Source organism: Nocardioides sp. BP30, from assembly GCF_029873215.1.
In the GTDB taxonomy this organism is placed as follows: Bacteria; Actinomycetota; Actinomycetes; order Propionibacteriales; family Nocardioidaceae; genus Nocardioides.
In genome coordinates, this window is sequence record NZ_CP123620.1 from 2,117,902 (window position 1) to 2,133,860 (window position 15,959).

A 15,959-nucleotide genomic window follows, 5' to 3' on the forward strand; every position below is an offset into this window, starting at 1 on the left:
GCCGTCGGCTGGCGACCACGATGCGAAAGGGCTATGAGCATGTCGTATGCAATGAAGGAACTCGAAGAGCACAACCATCTGCTGGGCGACCCCGAGGCGCTCAACAAGGTCTTCGAGGAGGAGGGCTACCTCTACTTCCGCGACGTCTTGGACAAGGAGGCCGTCGAGGAGGTCCGTGCGAAGTACTTCTCGGTGCTCGTCGACGACTATGGCGTGGTCGACCCCGGCCAGGACCAGCCGATCTGGAACGGCAAGGACGTCAGCTCCTTCCCGGTGAAGGTCCCCGAGGTCTACGGATCGGGCACCTACGAGCGCTTCGTCGCCAACCCGGCCATCACCAGGTTCTTCGAGGACGTCGTCGGTGAGCCCATCTCGTGGATCCCGAGCACCGAGTATCGCCTGAACCCGCCGGTCGCCGAGAAGCCCGAGGACCCGGTGGCCGGGCGTCACCAGGACGGCTTCTTCAACAACGGCTACAACTTCCGGATCTGCTGGATCCCGTTCGCCGACATCGACGAGGAGATCGGTGGCCTCGCCATCGCTCCGGGCGCGCACAAGCGCGGCTACCTGCACGACGCCTCCGATGCTCCGAAGTTCCCGATCCCGGCAGGCGCCATCGCCGACGACGAGTGGGCTCGCCCGAAGGTCTACCGGGCCGGCGACGTGCTCATGTTCAGCACCAAGACCCCGCACAGCGGTCTGGCCAACCTCGGCAAGGCGTTCCGGCTCTCGATGGACGTGCGATTCTCGACGGCCAACGACCCGCAACCGGTCATCGGCGACCTGATCGAGGTCACCAGGGACTCGATCACGCTGGACACCTCCGTGGGGGCGGTCAGGCTCGTGGTCGACGAGGACACCTACCTGCGCCTCAAGGACGGTGCCCGACTCCCGAACGAGGAGATCGAGACGCTGCTGCACATCGGCGACCCGCTGATGGTCGGCGCCCAGGACGGTCGGGCTGTTCTGATCCGCCCGCAGAAGGGCTGACCATGGCCGACGTGTCGCCGCCCGCCGGGCCGGCCACCACCCCGTCCTACGCCGACCTCCTCGCTGTCGGGGAGCAGATCTTCGGCCTCGCGCGGGTCGGCGACACCGAGACACTGGTCGCGCTGGTCGACCGGGGGGTTCCGGTCGACCTGCGTGACGCCGCCGGCAACTCGCTGCTGATGATGGCGGCGTACCACGGGCATGCCGAGGCCACCGCTGCTCTCGCGGGGCGCGGAGCCGATGTCGATCTGCTCAACGATGCGGGTCGCTCGCCCCTCGCCGGCGCCGTCTTCAAGGGTCACGACCAGGTCGTGCGCGTCCTGGTCGGCCACGGAGCCTCGCCGTACCGGGGGGCGCCCAACGCGATCGCCACAGCGCTCGCCTTCGGCCGCACCGACCTCGAGCGGATGCTGCGAGGAGCAGGGGCCACGGATGCCAGGAAGAAGGATTGAGGATGGACACCCGCACCTCCTATGACGAGCTGTTCATCGACGGTCGCTGGGCGCCGAGCCGCAGCGAGGAGGCCACCGCGGTGGTCAACCCCGCCACCGGTGCAGCGTTCGGTCGTGTCCCGCGGGGCGCCGTCGCCGATGTCGAGGCAGCCGTCGCCGCGGCGCGGCGGGCCTTCGACGAGGGCCCGTGGCCGACCATGTCGGCGCGCGAGCGCAGCGCCGCTCTGCTGCGGTTCGCCGACGTCCTGGAGTCGTGGCGCGACGTGGTCGAGCCGGTGATCCGGCTCGAGTCCGGGGCGCTTCCGTCGCTGATCGAGGCGACTCACTTCGGCATCGGACTGGCCAGGTTCCGTTACGCCGCCGAGAAGGCACTCACCTCCTTCGACACCGTGACGCCGTTGCAGGTCGGCCCCGGCGACGTGCTCGGCGCCTCCGCGCTGCTGCACCAGCCGATCGGAGTGGTCGGAGCGATCACGCCGTTCAACTTCCCGCTCTACCTCAATCTCGCCAAGCTCGGGCCGGCCCTCGCGATGGGCAACACCGTCGTGCTCAAGCCGTCGCCGCTGACGCCGCTCGAGGGCCTCGTCCTCGGTGCCGTCGCCGCCGAGGCCGACCTGCCGCCCGGGGTGCTCAACGTCGTCACCGGCGAAGGCGACGTGGGCGACGCGCTGGTCACCGATCCGCGCGTCGACATGATCAGCTTCACCGGCTCGGAGGCGACGGGCAGCCGGGTGATGGCCAGCGCCAGTGGCACCTTGAAGCGCGTCGTGCTCGAGCTCGGCGGCAAGTCGGCGATGATCGTGCGCGAGGACGCCGACGTCGAGGCGGCCGCTGCCGCGGCGTTCGGCAGCTTCACGCTGCATGCCGGGCAGGGATGCGTGCTCCTCACCCGCCATCTGGTCCACCGTGCGGTCGCCGACCAGTTCCTGGCCGAGCTCGACCGGCGCGTGCGCGCGACGGTCGTCGGCGACCCCGAGGACCCGAGCACCACCATGGGTCCCCTGATCTCGGCCGCACAGCGCGAGAAGGTGCTCGGCTACATCGACGCGGGGGTCGGCGACGGAGGCACCGTCGCCGCTCGCGGTTCCGATGTGGTCTCGGACGGCTTCTTCGTCCCGCCGGTCGTGCTCAGCGACGTGCCGGCCACGTCGCGAAGCGTGCAGGAGGAGATCTTCGGGCCGGTCGCGGTCGTTCTTCGTTTCGACGACGACCACCAGGCCGTCCGACTCGCCAACGACAGTCGCTACGGCCTGTCCAGCGCCATCTTCAGCGGCAACGGCGGCGCGGCCTGGCGGATGGCGCAGCGGCTGCGCACCGGTGGCGTCCGGATCAACGGCGGCGGGACGGCGCTCGACCTCGACGCGCCGACGACCGGCTGGAAGACCTCCGGACTCGGCACCGAGCACGGGATCCCCGGATTGATGGAGTACACGCTCTCGAAGACTGTCGCCTTCAGGGCCGGACGATGATGAGGACCGGACGATGATGAGGAGTGGTGTCAGGTGAACACCGTGACCACCGGGCACGCCGGAGCCGGCGAGCTCACCCCGCAGGTGCTGCGCACCGCGTTCGCTGCCTTCCCGAGCGGCGTCACCGCCGTGGCCGCGATGGTGGACGGCCGGCCGATGGGGATGGCGGCGAGCTCGTTCACGTCGGTGTCCCTGGAGCCGGCGCTCGTGTCCGTCTGCGTCGCCCATACCTCCTCGACCTGGAAGCTCCTGGCAGCGGCTCCGCGGATCGGCGTCAGCGTGCTCGCCGAGCACCACGGTGAGACCGCGCGGAGCCTCGCCGCGCGCGGCGAGGAGAAGTTCGCGAACGTCGAGTGGTCCGCTGACGAGGCCGGAGCGATCTTCATCCACGACTCTGCGCTCTGGCTGCGCTGCTCGATCCACGACGCCATCGCCGTCGGCGACCACGACATCGTCGTCCTCGAGGTGGAGTCGCTCGACCGCTTCGAGGGCGTGGCGCCGATGGTCTTCCACGGCAGCGGCTTCCACGGCATGAGCCGCGGGACCAAGCGCGTTCCGCTGCGCAACGGCTGGGGCTGGGAGTTCGATCCCTTCTCCTGATCGACGCAAGCACCACGGCCCGACTCCTGCGGAGTCGGGCCGTGGTGCTTGCGGTGGTCGCTCTCGCTGCCGGGGTCGGTGCCGATGCCCGCAGCGGGGTCCGCTCAGGAGTGGTCGACACCCGATCCGGACGTCGCGCCGGCGAGCCGCTCGGGCCAGAGCGCTGCGGTGATCACCGCACGCTGCGCCTCGGTGTCGACCACCTTGACGCGCGGCCGGCCCGACTCCCGGCCGGCCTTCTTCTCGTGTGCGTCGAGCGCCGTCCAGCCGGCGACGGTGATGGTGTCGGGGAGCAGCTCGGCGATGTCGCCAGGCTGCGACGGCGCCGGCAGCTCGCCCGCGAGGAAGTCGTCGAGGAGGGCGTCGGTCGTCTCCGTCGCGCAGTGCCGGTTGGTGCCGATCGTGCCCTGGGGGCCACGCTTGGCCCAGCCGGTGACGTAGAGGCCTCCGCGAACGGCGCCCGTCTCGGGGTCCAGGACGCGACCGGCGGTGTTCGGGACCAGCCCCCTGGCCTCGTCGAAGGGCAGCGAGCCCAGGCGCACCGACCGGGAGCCGATCGCGCTGATCACCAGACCGCACGTCAGCTCCGCGACATCGCCCGGTGCCGTCGACGCCCTGGCGACTCCCGAGGTCGGGTCGATCTCGGTGCGTGCCCACCGCAGGCCCGCGACCCGGTCGGTGCCGGTGACGGCGATCGGCGTCCGGCAGAAGTCGAGGACCACCACGAGGCCGGCATCGGCGGGGGCCTCGGTCGGCAGCGCCTCCACCAGCGAGCGCTTGTAGGAGTCGATCGCCGTGGCTTGCGCCGTGAGCGGCCCGAGCTCCTCGGAACGGACCAACCGCGCACCGAGGGCCGCACGCAGACCGATCAGCTCCGCGACGGTGAAGGCGGCCATGTCGGCTCCGCGCCGCCCCATCACCCGGATCTCGCGCAGCGCCGTCGCGCTCAGCACGTCGACCGCGTGATCGGCCATGTCGGTGCGACCGCGCGCCCCGGCGTCGAGGGCCAGCAGCCGGGCGATGTCGAGAGCGACGTTGCCGTTGCCGATGACGACGGCACGCTCGGCATCGATGGCGGGCACGGCCGTGGCGTGCTCGGGATGACCGTTGTACCAGGCGACGACGTCTGTCGCCGCGTGGCTGCCGGGCAGGTCCTCGCCCTCGATCCCGAGTCGGCGCCCCGCCGGCGCGCCGACGCCGTAGACCACGGCGTGGTAGCGACGTGCGAGCTCGTCGGGGTCGAGGTCGCGCCCGATCTCGACCCCGAGGAACATCCGAACGCGGTCGTTGCGCCAGGCGCGCTGGTAGGTGTCGGCGACCTGCTTGGTCGACTGATGGTCCGGGGCGACTCCGAAGCGGACGAGCCCGGTCGGGGTGAGCAGCTTCTCGAACACGTCGATGCGCACGTCCAGACCGCGCTGGGCCAGGAGGTGCTGGACGGTGTAGCTGGCCGCTGGTCCGGTTCCGACGACAGCGACGCGCAGCGGTCCCGTCGATCCCTCGGCACTCCACTGTCGGCGGACGGGCCCGGGGTGCGGGACGTGGTCGTAGTCACGGCGCCCGGGTTCGTCGAAGTACGCCGCGTTGAGCTCGACGAACGGCATCGACTCGGGCGGGAGGTCGTAGTCGGGCTCGATCGCGTTGACCGGGCACTCGACCACGCAGGCACCGCAGTCGATGCACCCCTCCGGGTCGATGTAGAGCATCTCCGCGGTCAGATAGTCCGGCTCGTCGGGAGTCGGGTGGATGCAGTTCACCGGGCAGACCGGGACGCAGGCCGCGTCGTTGCAGCACTGCTGGGTGATCACGTGGGTCATGAGAACCTCGAGTTCCGCTCCTCGTCAGCGACGGCACCGGCGAGCGGCTGTCGGCGTACTCGCGATGGAGTGACGCTAGGGCAGCTGGGGTTACGGGTGGCGTTACGCGGCGACGGGCGCCGCAGGCACCGCCGCTCGTCACATGAAGCGGCCCCCGGAGACTTCGAGGGTGGCTCCGGTGACGTAGCTGGCCATCGAGGACCCGAGGTAGACGGCAGCATCGGCGATCTCGGCCGGACGGCCGAGGCGGCCCAGCGGGATGTCCGCCGCCCGGCGGGCGAGGTCGTCCGGGCTGAGCTGTGCCGCCATCGCCGTCTCGATGATGCCCGGCAGGATCGCATTGACCCGGATGCCGTCACCGGCGAGCTCCTTCGCCGCGGCCTTCGTCAGGCCGATGACGCCGGCCTTGGCCGCGCTGTAGTTGGTCTGACCCGCGAGTCCGGCCTTGCCGCCGATGCTCGACATGTTGACGATGGAGCCGCCTCCGGCTGCCCGCAGCGCCGGAGCGGCGTACTTGATCCCGAGCCAGGCACCTTGCAGATGCACGTCGATCAGGTCGCGGAAGTCGGCCAGCGTGGCCTCGTCGAGGGCGCAGTTGCGCAGGATGCCGGCGTTGTTGACCAGGATGTCCAGCCCGCCGAAGGCGGAGACCGTCCTGGCCACCAGCTGCTCCACCGCAACCGGGTCGGCGACATCGCACCCGACACCGATCGCCGCCTCGGTGCCGGAGATGGTGGCGGCGGTGGCGGCTGCCCTGTCTTCGTCGAGGTCGGCGAGCACGACCCGCGCCCCCTGGTCGACGAACGCGCGGGCGATCGCCTCGCCGAGACCCTGGGCGGCACCGGTGACGATGGCGCGCCTGCCTTCGAGCAGCTTCATGTTCTCGTCCTCTCGATCAGTCGCTGGCGGGCAGCGGCTTGGCTTCGCGGAGCTCCAGCGGGGTCGGGCCGTCGCCGAGGGTTCCGGCGCCGGCCTTGGTGACGAGCACCTCGAAGGTGGGGTCGGTCGGGGACGTGTAGCGCTTGCCGATCGCGTTGCCGCTCATCAGCGTCACATCGGCGGCCGCAGCGACCGAGCCGGCGCCGGTCGCGGCGTCGATCGCGACGAGTGGGAGTCCGCCACAGGTCGGCTCCACGGAACCGTCACCGGCACGCACGACGACCACCTCGGTCGCGCAGACCTGGCTGCGCAGGCGCTGGCCGGGGGAGAGCTGGGTCATGTCAGTTTCCTGTCTCGATCGCCTGGGTCAGCTGCGCCAGCACGTCGCGGCGGATCAGCTTGCCCAGCGGGTTGTAGGGGAGCTCGTCCCACACGGTGATGGACTCGGGGGTCTTCGACCCGCGGAGCCGACTCCGCACGTACGCGACGACGGCCTCGGTGTCGATCTCGTGGTGCGGGCGCGCGACGACGACGGCGGCGATGCGCTGGCCCCACTGCTCGTCGGGGAGACCGATCACCGCGGCGTCGGCGATGGCGGGGTGGGTGAGAAGGACCGCCTCGATCTCGCTCGGCGCGATGTTCTCACCGCCTCGGATGATGGTGTCGTCGGTGCGGCCCTCGATGTAGACGTAGCCGTCGGCGTCGATGCTGGCCCGGTCACGGGTGTCGAACCATCCGTCGGGGTCCAGGGCGCTGCCGTGGCCCAGGTACTCGCCGGAGACCTGCGGTCCGCGGACCCACAGCGCACCGGCGACGCCGGGGCCGCACGGCAGGCCGTCCTCGTCGGTGATCCGCAGCTCGACGCCCGGCACCGCGCGTCCGGCCGATCCCAGGCGCATCCGGACCAGGGGATCGTCGGAGTCGAACGCGGCGCGATGATCGGCGGGGCCCAGCACGGTGATCGTCGAGGAGGTCTCGGTCAGGCCGTAGGCGTTGACGAATCCCGCGGTGGGAAAGGCGGCGAGCGCCTGCTCGAGCACGGCGGGGGCGAGGCGCGCGCCTCCGTAGGAGATCGTGCGCAGGGAGGGGACGTCGGCCGCGGATCCGTCGAGGTGCTCGACGATCCGGGCGAGCATGGTCGGCACCACCATCGCCGAGGTGACCCGTTCGCGCCGCACCACGGCCAGCCACTCGGCCGGGTCGAAGTTCGGCAGGAACACCACCCGGCGACCGGCGTAGGCGTTGCTGAGCACGGAGGCGACGCCGGCGACGTGGTACGGCGGCACGCAGACCAGCGCGCACTCCTCGGGCCCCGCGGTGGCGGGCTCCACCGTTTGCAGCACGTAGGAGGCCAGATGGTCGTGCTTGAGCAGCACCCCCTTGGGGGCGCTCGTCGTACCGCTGGTGAAGAGCATGATCGCGGCCGGGTTCGGATTCCCGGCGTGAGCCGAGGTGTCGTGCACCGTCCCGGCCATCTGCAGGAACTCGGGGGTGGTCATCATCGCAACGCCGGCGGGCAGGCGTGCCGCCATGTCGGGGTCGGTCACCACCAGCGGAGCGTCGAGCGCGCCGATCAGCTCGTGCACCTGCTCGTCGGCGAGACGGTAGTTCAGGGGCGTGAGCGGAAGTCCGGCGTAAGCGCACGCGAAGACGGCGAGGCTGAAGGCCGGCCCGTTCAAACCGAGGAAGGCGACGCTGCGTGGTCGACGCTCGCGCAGGCCCGCACCGGCCCACTGCGCGTGCAGCGACCAGGACTCGAACGTCTCCTCGTAGCGCTCCGCGACCAGGGCCGACCGCTCGCCGCACATGGCGGCCGGGAGCTGCAGCAGGACCTCGATGCCCACGTCCTCAGCCGACTTCCGTGAGAAGGATCGCACCCTCCGGGCAGGCGGTCGCTGCGCGTCGAGCGGAGGCGCAGTCCGCCTCGCCGGTGACGGCCGTGCGCAGCGCGACGGCGTACCCCTCGTCATCGGGCTCGAACAGGCCCGGCTCCAGCACGTAGCAACGCCCGTGGCCGGAACACTTCTCCGAGATCTCGATCCCAAGAGACATCTCTTCCACTCCTTGATCTAGACGGGGGCATGGCTGGGCCGGCACCAGCGACCGCTGGGACCGGTGCAGCACGGCCATCCTCGGCGCGGTCGCGTTACGGATCGCATTACCGGCCTGAGGACGGCGTCGGCGGTCGGCCGGGCGTCCGCTGCCCCGTCGGGACCACCTCACGATCCGTAACGGACCGATTAACGAGACCTCGCGGACCGTTGGCCGCTACCTGCCGGATGTGACCGAGGACACGTCGTCGCGACGCGGCAGGCCCACGCAACGGACTACCCGAGTTCAAAGGAGCATCTCATGAGGTCTGCGTTCCCGCGCCAAGTCAGGACCGGAGTGGCCGCGTTCGCGGTACTGGCCGCACTCTCGACCGCCGCCGCCTGCGGTTCGGACAATTCGAGCACCGGCTCGAGCACCGACAAGTCCGGCGGCGCCGACGGGGCCGCTGCTGTCCCGTCCGAGGTCTCGGCGACCGTCGACCAGTTCCGGGGCGAGGCCCAGTTGGGCCTCAAGCCTCTCTCGGCGAAGCCGGCGACCGGCAAGCACGTCATCTTCCTCGCCAATGCGGCGGCGCCCACCACCGTCACGACCGGTGGGTTCTTCCTCGAGGCCGCCAAGACGCTCGGGTGGACGGGGAAGATGGAGAACTACGCGGGTGACCCGGCTTCCCTGGCGACTGCCGTGGACCAGGCGGTGAGCGAGAAGCCCGACGGGATCGTCATCTCGGGTGCTGACCCGAGCTCGTTCTCGAACGCCCTGAAGAAGGCCGGCGCGGCGGGTGTCCCGGTCTTCGTCGGTGGCGCGCCCGCGAAGCCGACCGGGATGGACCAGGGCGGCCTCAGCGGGCTGTCGCTGGGCGAGCAGTACCTCCTGGCCGAGGGCAAGACCAGTGCCGACTGGGTCCTGAAGGACTCCGGGGCCAAGGCGAATGTCGCCATCGTGACCCTGGCCGGCTTCCCCACCCTCCAGGTCGAGGAGAAGGGCTTCACCGACGAGCTGAAGTCGGTGTGCCCGTCCTGCAAGACGAAGACGGTCGAGACCCAGCTCACCGACATCGGCAAGGCGCTGCCCGGCACCGTCGTGTCGACCCTCCAGACCGAGCCCGACATCAACTACGTGTACTTCCCGTACGGCGACATGTCGGTCGGCGTACCGGCCGCGCTGAAGGCGGCGAACCTCAGCCCGAAGCTGGTCACCGCCATCGCCTCGGACAACACCTACGCCGACCTGAAGTCCGGCAAGGCCGTCATGACGCTGTCGACCGCCAGCGAGATCCAGGGCTGGCTCGAGGCCGACCTGGTGGCTCGTTACTACGACACCAAGGCTCCGGTCCTCGACGATGTGACGCCGTTCCGCATCTACGACAAGACCAATGACCAGGCCGACAAGCTCCCGGTCTCCCCGTCCGACTACCAGGACCAGTTCAAGAAGCTCTGGCTCCTCGCCAACTAGTCCGACTCCGCAGGCAGGCCCGTTACCGGGCGGGGCGAAGCCCTTCCGGGCGCCCGGTAACGGCACGGCAAACGCATCCGCGCCGATGGTGGACCCATCGGATGAGACGCGTGTCACATCCACGTCCGCAACCATGAGACCCGAGGGGACTTGATCATGTCGATCACCCACACCCCGCCCGACCTGACCGGTGTCCGGCTCCGCGCCGTGTCCAAGACGTTTCCCGGGACCAAGGCGCTCGACCACGTCGATCTCGACGTCCTGCCGGGCGAGGTGCACGCCCTGGTGGGCCAGAACGGCTCGGGAAAGTCGACCCTGATCAAGATCCTCGCCGGCTTCCACGAGGCGGACCCGGGGTCCACGGCGACGGTGGGCCCGCGCTCGCTCGATCTGGGCGACGCCACCGCGGCCCACGACGTCGGGCTCCGGTTCGTCCACCAGGACCTGGGCCTCGTGCTGACCGAGTCGACGGTCGACAACCTCGCGCTCGGCAGCGGCTACCGGACCTCGCGCGCGGGCCGGATCCGTTGGCGGGCACAGCGCCAACGTGCCAGGGACCTGATGGACACTGTGGGCCATCCGGTCGACATCGACCGTCCGGTCGAGCAGCTCTCCGCCGTCGAGCGGACCGCCGTCGCGATCGCGCGGGCGATGCAGGGATCGGCCGAGTCGATCGCCCTGCTCGTCCTGGACGAGCCCACCGCGACCATGCCGGCCGGCGACGTCGAGATGGTCTACGAGATCGTCCGCCGGGTACGAGCCTCGGGCGCGTCCGTGCTGTACGTCTCCCACCACCTCGACGAGGTCTTTGCCCTCGCCGACCGTGTCACGGTGCTGCGCGATGGCCGTCTGATCGACACGCTCGACGTTGCCGACACCGATCCGCGGGAGCTGGCCGATCTCATGGCCGGTGAGGTCGTCGACGTCGGCGAGCGGGCTCAGCGCGAGCCCGGCCGGCCGGTGCTTGAGATCTCGGGGCTGTCGTGCCGTGTCCTGACCGGCCTCGACCTCACGGTCCACGCCGGCGAGGTCGTCGGCCTGGCAGGGGTCGACGGCTCGGGTCGCGATGAGGTCGGTGGGGCCGTCTTCGGAGGTAGGCCGCGTTCGGGCACCGTCAGGTGCTCCGGGGTGGAGCTGCCCGACGGTCGTCCCGATCTCGCCGTCGCGAACGGAGTCGGCTACGTGCCGGCCGACCGTGTCGCCGCCGGGCTCGTGATGGACATGTCGGTGCGGGAGAACATGACGCTGCCCAGCCTGAGTGACTTCTGGAGAAGGCTGCGGCTGCGCGTGCGTGACGAGCGTGCGGACGCTACCGCGTGGAGCCGCAGGCTCGGCGTGAAGTCGGCCGGCCCCGAGGCACCCATGACGTCGTTGTCGGGCGGGAACCAGCAGAAGGTCGTCCTCGGGAAGTGGCTGAAGACAGGGCCGTCAGCGCTCCTGCTCGAGGAGCCCACCCAGGGAGTCGACGTCGCGGCGAAGGCGGACGTGCACCGCCTGATCGACGAGGCAGCCGCACAGGGTACGGCGATCCTCGTCTGCTCCTCCGACGAGGTCGAGCTCGTCCGCCTCTGCTCCCGCGTGGTGGTCCTCGACCACGGCCGCGTCAGCACCGAACTCACCGGCGCCGCCATCACGCGCGCCGCCATCACCCGGGCGAGCCTCGGCATCGCCGATCCCGGCCCTCATCCCGGCCCTCATCCCGGCCCTCATCCCACGCAGAAGAACGGAGCAGGAGCATGACGCAGAGCGATGTCCGAACCGAGGTTCCCGAGCTTCCCCTCGCTGACGGCTTTGCTCAGGAGCCGAAGCGACGCGGTCGAGGACCGCTCGCCGGCCTGGGGGTCGACCGGTTCAGCGGCCTCTACCTGATGCTGCTGTTGATCGTGGTGTACTCGCTGCTCAAGCCCGACACCTTCTTCACCGTCAACAACTTCCGGATCATCCTCGCCAGCCAGGCGATCACCGGCATCCTCACGCTCGGCCTGATGATCTCCCTCATCTGCGGCATCTTCGATCTCTCCGTCGCGGCGAACATGAGCTTCTCGATCCTCTTCGTCGGCTGGTTGCAGTCGGCCCACGGAGTCAACTGGGTGCTCGCCGTGATCCTCACCGTGCTGGTCGGGGCCCTGATCGGGGTGATCAATGCGGTGGTGGTGACGAAGATGCACGTCGACGCCGTGATCGGGACCCTCGGTGTCTCCTCGGTGCTCGCAGCGGCGACGTACTGGCTGACCAACGGCCAATCGGTGACGACCGGCATCGACCAGCAGTTCACCGACCTGGGCAACGCCAAGTGGCTGACGGTGCCGGCACCGGCGTACATGTTCGCCATCGTCGCGGTGGTGCTCTGGTACCTGCTGAACCACACCCCGACCGGGCGCTACCTCTACGCCGTGGGGTCGAACGCCACCGCTTCGCGTCTCGCCGGGCTGAAGGTGCTGCGGCTGCAGTGGTTCGGCCTGATCGTCTCGGCGGTGCTGGCGAGTTTCGCCGGCGTCGTCTTCACCGCCCAGCTCGGCACGTCGTCGTTCGATGCCGGCGCCCCATTCCTCCTGCCGGCCTTCTCGGCCGCGTTCCTGGGTGCCACCCAGATCCGACCGGGACGGTTCAACGTGGTCGGCACGGTGATCTCGATCTACCTGCTCGCCGTGGGCATCAAGGGACTCGAGCTGCTCTACCCGGGCCGTCCGTGGCTCAACGATCTCTTCGAGGGCCTCGTCCTGATCGTCGCTGTCGGGCTCGCCGCCCGGTCGGCGCGTCGTCGCGCCAAGAACGCATGACCGGCGCAGGCGGGCCCCTCGCCGGCAAGGTCGCCCTCGTCACCGGCGCCGCGAGGGGTCAGGGACGCAGTCACTGCGAGCACCTCGCCGCCGCCGGTGCGGACATCATCGCGATCGACCTGGCGCACCAGCTCGACACCGTGACCTACCCGATGCCCGACGCGCGCGACCTGGCGCAGACGGCAGCCGTCGTCGAGAGCCTCGGTCGACGGATCCACGTCGGGATCGCCGACGTGCGCGATGCCGGCGCGCTGAGCTCGGTGATCGAGGAGGGCGTGCGCGTCCTGGGAGGTCTGGACGTCGTGGTGGCCAACGCCGGCATCTCCGGCTACGGCGGCGTGGGCACCCTGACGCCCGATGCCTGGGACACCATGATCGGGGTGAATCTGACCGGCGTGTGGAACACGGTCAACGCCTCGATCCCGCACATCGAGGCCGGCGGCCGTGGTGGATCGCTCGTGCTGATCAGCTCGGTCGGCGGGCTGAGGGGCATCCCCAACCTGGTGCACTACACCGCGACCAAGCACGCGGTGGTCGGGATGATGCGGACCTTGGCGTTGGAGCATGCGCCGAGCTCGATCCGGGTGAACACCATCCACCCGACGGCCGTCGCGACCGAGATGATCTTCAACGAGGTCACGATGAAGCTCTTCCGGCCCGATCTCGACGAGCCCACCCTCGAGGACGTGCGGGTGGCGTTCGGCGGGAACAACGCGCTGCCGGTGCCGTGGGTGGAGCCGTCGGACGTCAGCAAGGCAGTGCTCTTCCTCGTCTCCGACGATGCCCGCTACATCACCGGGGTCGCGCTGCCGGTCGACGCGGGCGCACTGCTGAAGTAGTCACCCACCGACCGACCCGCCGACGGAGGCGCCGACGATCATCGTCGGCGCCTCCGTCGTATCTCCTCTCAGGAGACCCGCGCCGCCCGCGGCGCCGCCAGCCGCTCGAGCACCTCGTCGATGTCGGTCCCGCGCTGGATGTCGGCACCCAGCCGCATGACGGCCGCCGGTGCGCCGAACCCGACCGCGCCGGTCAGCCGGCCCTCGCGCGAGTACACCGCCACGGTGCGCTCCTTGGGGCCCCAGGAGAGCAGCTGGGTCTCGTCGTCGGGGGCGGGGGAGCCCAGGCCCTGGATCCTGAGGCCGTACTGATCGCTCCACCAGTACGGCGCGGTGGCGGGCTCCACCTCCTGCGCCAGCAGGCGCGCCGCCACGTGGTCGGCCTGCACCGTCGCCGCCGTCCAGTGCTCGCTGCGGTGACCGTCCCAGCGGGCGACGTCACCGACGGCGAAGACTCCGTCCGCGGCCCGGCCGTCGGCGTCGCAGACGACCCCGTCGAGCAGGGTCAGTCCGCTTCCGGCGAGCCATCCGACGTTCGGTACGCCGCCGACCGCCTCGACCACCACGTCGGCCTCGATGCGGTGCTCGCCCGCGCGCAGTCCTCCGTCGGTGTCACGACTGATCCTCACACCCGTGTGCAGGTCGACACCCGCGGACCGGTGCAGGTCGGCCACCACCGCGGAGGTGGTGACGCCCACGACCCGGATCATTGGCCCGTCGAGCACGTCGTGCAGCTCGACGGGGAGTCCCAGTGTGCGAGCGCTGGCAGCGACCTCGCAGCCGATCAGCCCTGCGCCGATGACGGCGACGGAGCGGGCGCCGACCAGTGCGCTTCGCAGTGCTACGGCGTCCGCACGGGTCCGCAGGAGGTGTCCGTCGATGCCGGCGATCCGGCGAGGAACGGACCCGGTCGCCAGCACGACGACGTCGGCTCGGTGGGCGCCTCGCGCTGTCGTGACGACACGGTGTGCGGCGTCGAGCGAGAGCGCCGCCTCGTCGAAGAGCAGGTTGGCCTGCAACGCCGACAGCTCGGTCTGCGAGCGGAGATCGCTCGACACCTCCTCTCCGAGCAGCACCCCCTTGGAGAGCGGAGGGCGGTCGTACGGCGCGACGGCTTCGTCGCCGAGGAGCGTGAGGGCACCCGTGTAGCCGCGAGCTCGCAGCCGTTCCGCCACGGTGAGTCCCGCCAGACCGCTCCCGACGACGATGATGGACTTCGGCTGGTCAGTCATGCGGGTGATGGTGTCGCACCCGGCGTTACCGCGCGCGTGACGTGAATAACGACGCTGATAACGCCGCCGGTGTGACGCTCATCATGCTTCGGTCGCCGATTCGTGGGCGCGCTGAGCGGTGACAGCAGTCGAATGATTTCGAGAGGCAAGACATGGACCAGCAGCTCATCGACCACTTCGTCGAGCACTTCGACCACCACGACCCGCGCCTCGGGGCCGATCCGGACGAGGTGTGCGAGGCGCTCCTGGAGCGGGCGCCGGTGGCCTACAGCGACAAGCACGGTGGCTTCTGGGTCGTATCGGACTACGAGAGCTCCAAGCGGGTCCTCCAGGACGCGAAGGTCTTCACCAGCGAGGAGGGCGTTCGGGTGCCGAGGGGCGAGGACACCCCGCCGCTTCCGCCGATCGAGATGGACCCGCCGCTGCACAGCAAGTTCCGCAGCATCCTGGCCCCGGCGTTCTCGCCGCGCAGCATCAACGCGTTGGAGCCCAGGATCCGGGCGCTGACCAACGACCTGATCGACGCGTTCGAGGCGTCGGGCTCCTGCGACTTCGTGGAGGATCTCGCCGCCCCGCTCCCGACCGGGATCTTCACCCAGATCATGGGGCTTCCGATCGAGGACGCTCCGCGGTTCTATGCCTGGAAGAACGTCATCCTGCACGAGTCGCGGACCGACGAGGACTACGAGTCGGCGGCCAGGGCGACGGGCGAGGTGATGGCATACCTGAAGCAGATCCTCGACGAACGCCGGGTGAACCCGCAGGACGACATCGCCACGCAGATCGTCCAGGCGGAGGGTGCCGGCGAGAGCATCACCGAGGAGGAGCTGGTGCGGATGGCCTTCCTGCTCTTCCTGGGTGGCCTGGACACCGTCACCGCAGCCTTGAGCCTGACCTTCACCTACCTCGCCACGCACCCCGACGACCGCGACCGGCTGGTCAAGGATCCCGATCTCATCCCGACCGCCATCGAGGAGTTCCTGCGCCGCGATGCCGTCATTCTGATCGGGCGGGTGGCCCGGGAGGACGTCGAGGTCGGTGGACAGCAGATGAAGGCGGGCGACCGCATCCTGGTCAACACCATCGCGGCCAACCGCGACGGCGCCCAGTTCGCGGACGCGGATGAGGTGCAGCTCGACCGGGAGGCCAACCGGCACGTCACCTTCGGCCTCGGCCCCCACCGGTGCGTGGGCTCGCACCTGGCCCGGCTCGAGATGCAGGTGGTCCTCGAGGAGTTCCACCGCCGGATCCCGACGTACCGGCTCGCCGAGGGGTTCACCCCGACCCGTCACATGAACCAGGTCGCCGGCGTCGAAGAGCTCCGGCTCGCTTGGTAGCCGTGCCGGCGGTCGGGTCGGTCCGAGACGCCCGACCACCGGTCGGTCGTCCCTCGGCCG

Annotated in this window: 15 protein-coding genes; 9 read left to right on the top strand and 6 right to left on the bottom strand. The window is 70.2% G+C overall.

Annotated features, from left to right (window positions below):
• Positions 1–51 precede the first annotated feature (51 nt).
• The 4 genes from P5P86_RS09985 to P5P86_RS10000 are packed head-to-tail and all read left to right on the top strand — an operon-like array spanning position 52 to position 3,511.
• Complete coding sequence (locus tag P5P86_RS09985) at positions 52–990, top strand: phytanoyl-CoA dioxygenase family protein (protein WP_280611183.1); 939 nt, start codon at positions 52–54, stop codon at positions 988–990.
• Positions 991–992: 2 nt separating this feature from the next.
• Entirely contained in the window at positions 993–1,442 is a 450-nt protein-coding gene (locus P5P86_RS09990; protein ID WP_280611184.1) for an ankyrin repeat domain-containing protein, read from the top strand.
• A gap of 2 nt (positions 1,443–1,444) precedes the next feature.
• A complete protein-coding gene (locus P5P86_RS09995) occupies positions 1,445–2,911 on the top strand; it encodes an aldehyde dehydrogenase family protein (protein ID WP_280611185.1) in 1,467 nt (488 codons plus the stop codon).
• Positions 2,912–2,944: 33 nt separating this feature from the next.
• Positions 2,945–3,511, top strand: a complete 567-nt coding sequence (locus tag P5P86_RS10000; protein WP_280611186.1) for a flavin reductase family protein — start codon at positions 2,945–2,947, stop codon at positions 3,509–3,511.
• Between the two features lie 104 nt (positions 3,512–3,615).
• Here P5P86_RS10000 and P5P86_RS10005 read toward each other — a convergent pair whose 3' ends face one another.
• The 5 genes from P5P86_RS10005 to P5P86_RS10025 all read right to left on the bottom strand — a co-directional run bounded on the left by P5P86_RS10005 (position 3,616) and on the right by P5P86_RS10025 (position 8,259).
• Positions 3,616–5,328 (bottom strand): 4Fe-4S binding protein, encoded by a 1,713-nt coding sequence (locus tag P5P86_RS10005; protein ID WP_280611187.1) that lies wholly within the window; start codon positions 5,326–5,328, stop codon positions 3,616–3,618.
• A gap of 138 nt (positions 5,329–5,466) precedes the next feature.
• Entirely contained in the window at positions 5,467–6,207 is a 741-nt protein-coding gene (fabG, locus tag P5P86_RS10010; protein ID WP_280611188.1) for a 3-oxoacyl-ACP reductase FabG, read from the bottom strand.
• Between the two features lie 16 nt (positions 6,208–6,223).
• Positions 6,224–6,547, bottom strand: coding sequence for a hypothetical protein (locus P5P86_RS10015; RefSeq protein ID WP_280611189.1), 324 nt, complete (start codon positions 6,545–6,547; stop codon positions 6,224–6,226).
• A gap of 1 nt (position 6,548) precedes the next feature.
• Positions 6,549–8,051 carry a class I adenylate-forming enzyme family protein gene (locus P5P86_RS10020; protein ID WP_280611190.1) on the bottom strand — a complete coding sequence of 501 codons (1,503 nt, stop codon included), beginning with the start codon at positions 8,049–8,051 and terminating at the stop codon, positions 6,549–6,551.
• A gap of 4 nt (positions 8,052–8,055) precedes the next feature.
• Positions 8,056–8,259 (bottom strand): ferredoxin, encoded by a 204-nt coding sequence (locus tag P5P86_RS10025; RefSeq protein ID WP_280611191.1) that lies wholly within the window; start codon positions 8,257–8,259, stop codon positions 8,056–8,058.
• 300 nt (positions 8,260–8,559) lie between these two features.
• On the opposite strand from P5P86_RS10025, the gene P5P86_RS10030 reads away from it, so the two are divergent.
• The 4 genes from P5P86_RS10030 (at position 8,560) to P5P86_RS10045 (ending at position 13,330) form a co-directional block, all read left to right on the top strand.
• On the top strand, positions 8,560–9,711 hold the full coding sequence (locus tag P5P86_RS10030) for a sugar ABC transporter substrate-binding protein (protein ID WP_280611192.1): 1,152 nt from the start codon (positions 8,560–8,562) through the stop codon (positions 9,709–9,711).
• A gap of 156 nt (positions 9,712–9,867) precedes the next feature.
• Positions 9,868–11,451, top strand: a complete 1,584-nt coding sequence (locus P5P86_RS10035; protein ID WP_280611193.1) for a sugar ABC transporter ATP-binding protein — start codon at positions 9,868–9,870, stop codon at positions 11,449–11,451.
• Positions 11,448–12,491 (top strand): ABC transporter permease, encoded by a 1,044-nt coding sequence (locus tag P5P86_RS10040; protein ID WP_280611194.1) that lies wholly within the window; start codon positions 11,448–11,450, stop codon positions 12,489–12,491. The genes P5P86_RS10035 and P5P86_RS10040 overlap by 4 nt, the downstream gene beginning before the upstream one ends.
• On the top strand, positions 12,488–13,330 hold the full coding sequence (locus P5P86_RS10045) for a mycofactocin-coupled SDR family oxidoreductase (RefSeq protein WP_280611195.1): 843 nt from the start codon (positions 12,488–12,490) through the stop codon (positions 13,328–13,330). Before P5P86_RS10040 ends, P5P86_RS10045 begins: the two co-directional genes overlap by 4 nt.
• Positions 13,331–13,398: 68 nt before the next feature.
• Here the strand turns inward: P5P86_RS10045 and P5P86_RS10050 are convergent, their stop codons facing one another.
• On the bottom strand, positions 13,399–14,562 hold the full coding sequence (locus P5P86_RS10050; protein WP_280611196.1) for an NAD(P)/FAD-dependent oxidoreductase: 1,164 nt from the start codon (positions 14,560–14,562) through the stop codon (positions 13,399–13,401).
• 152 nt (positions 14,563–14,714) lie between these two features.
• Between P5P86_RS10050 and P5P86_RS10055 the strand changes: the two genes are divergently transcribed.
• Positions 14,715–15,899: a cytochrome P450 gene (locus tag P5P86_RS10055; protein ID WP_280611197.1), complete on the top strand. Its 1,185-nt coding sequence runs from the start codon at positions 14,715–14,717 to the stop codon at positions 15,897–15,899.
• The last annotated feature ends 60 nt before the right edge of the window (positions 15,900–15,959 follow it).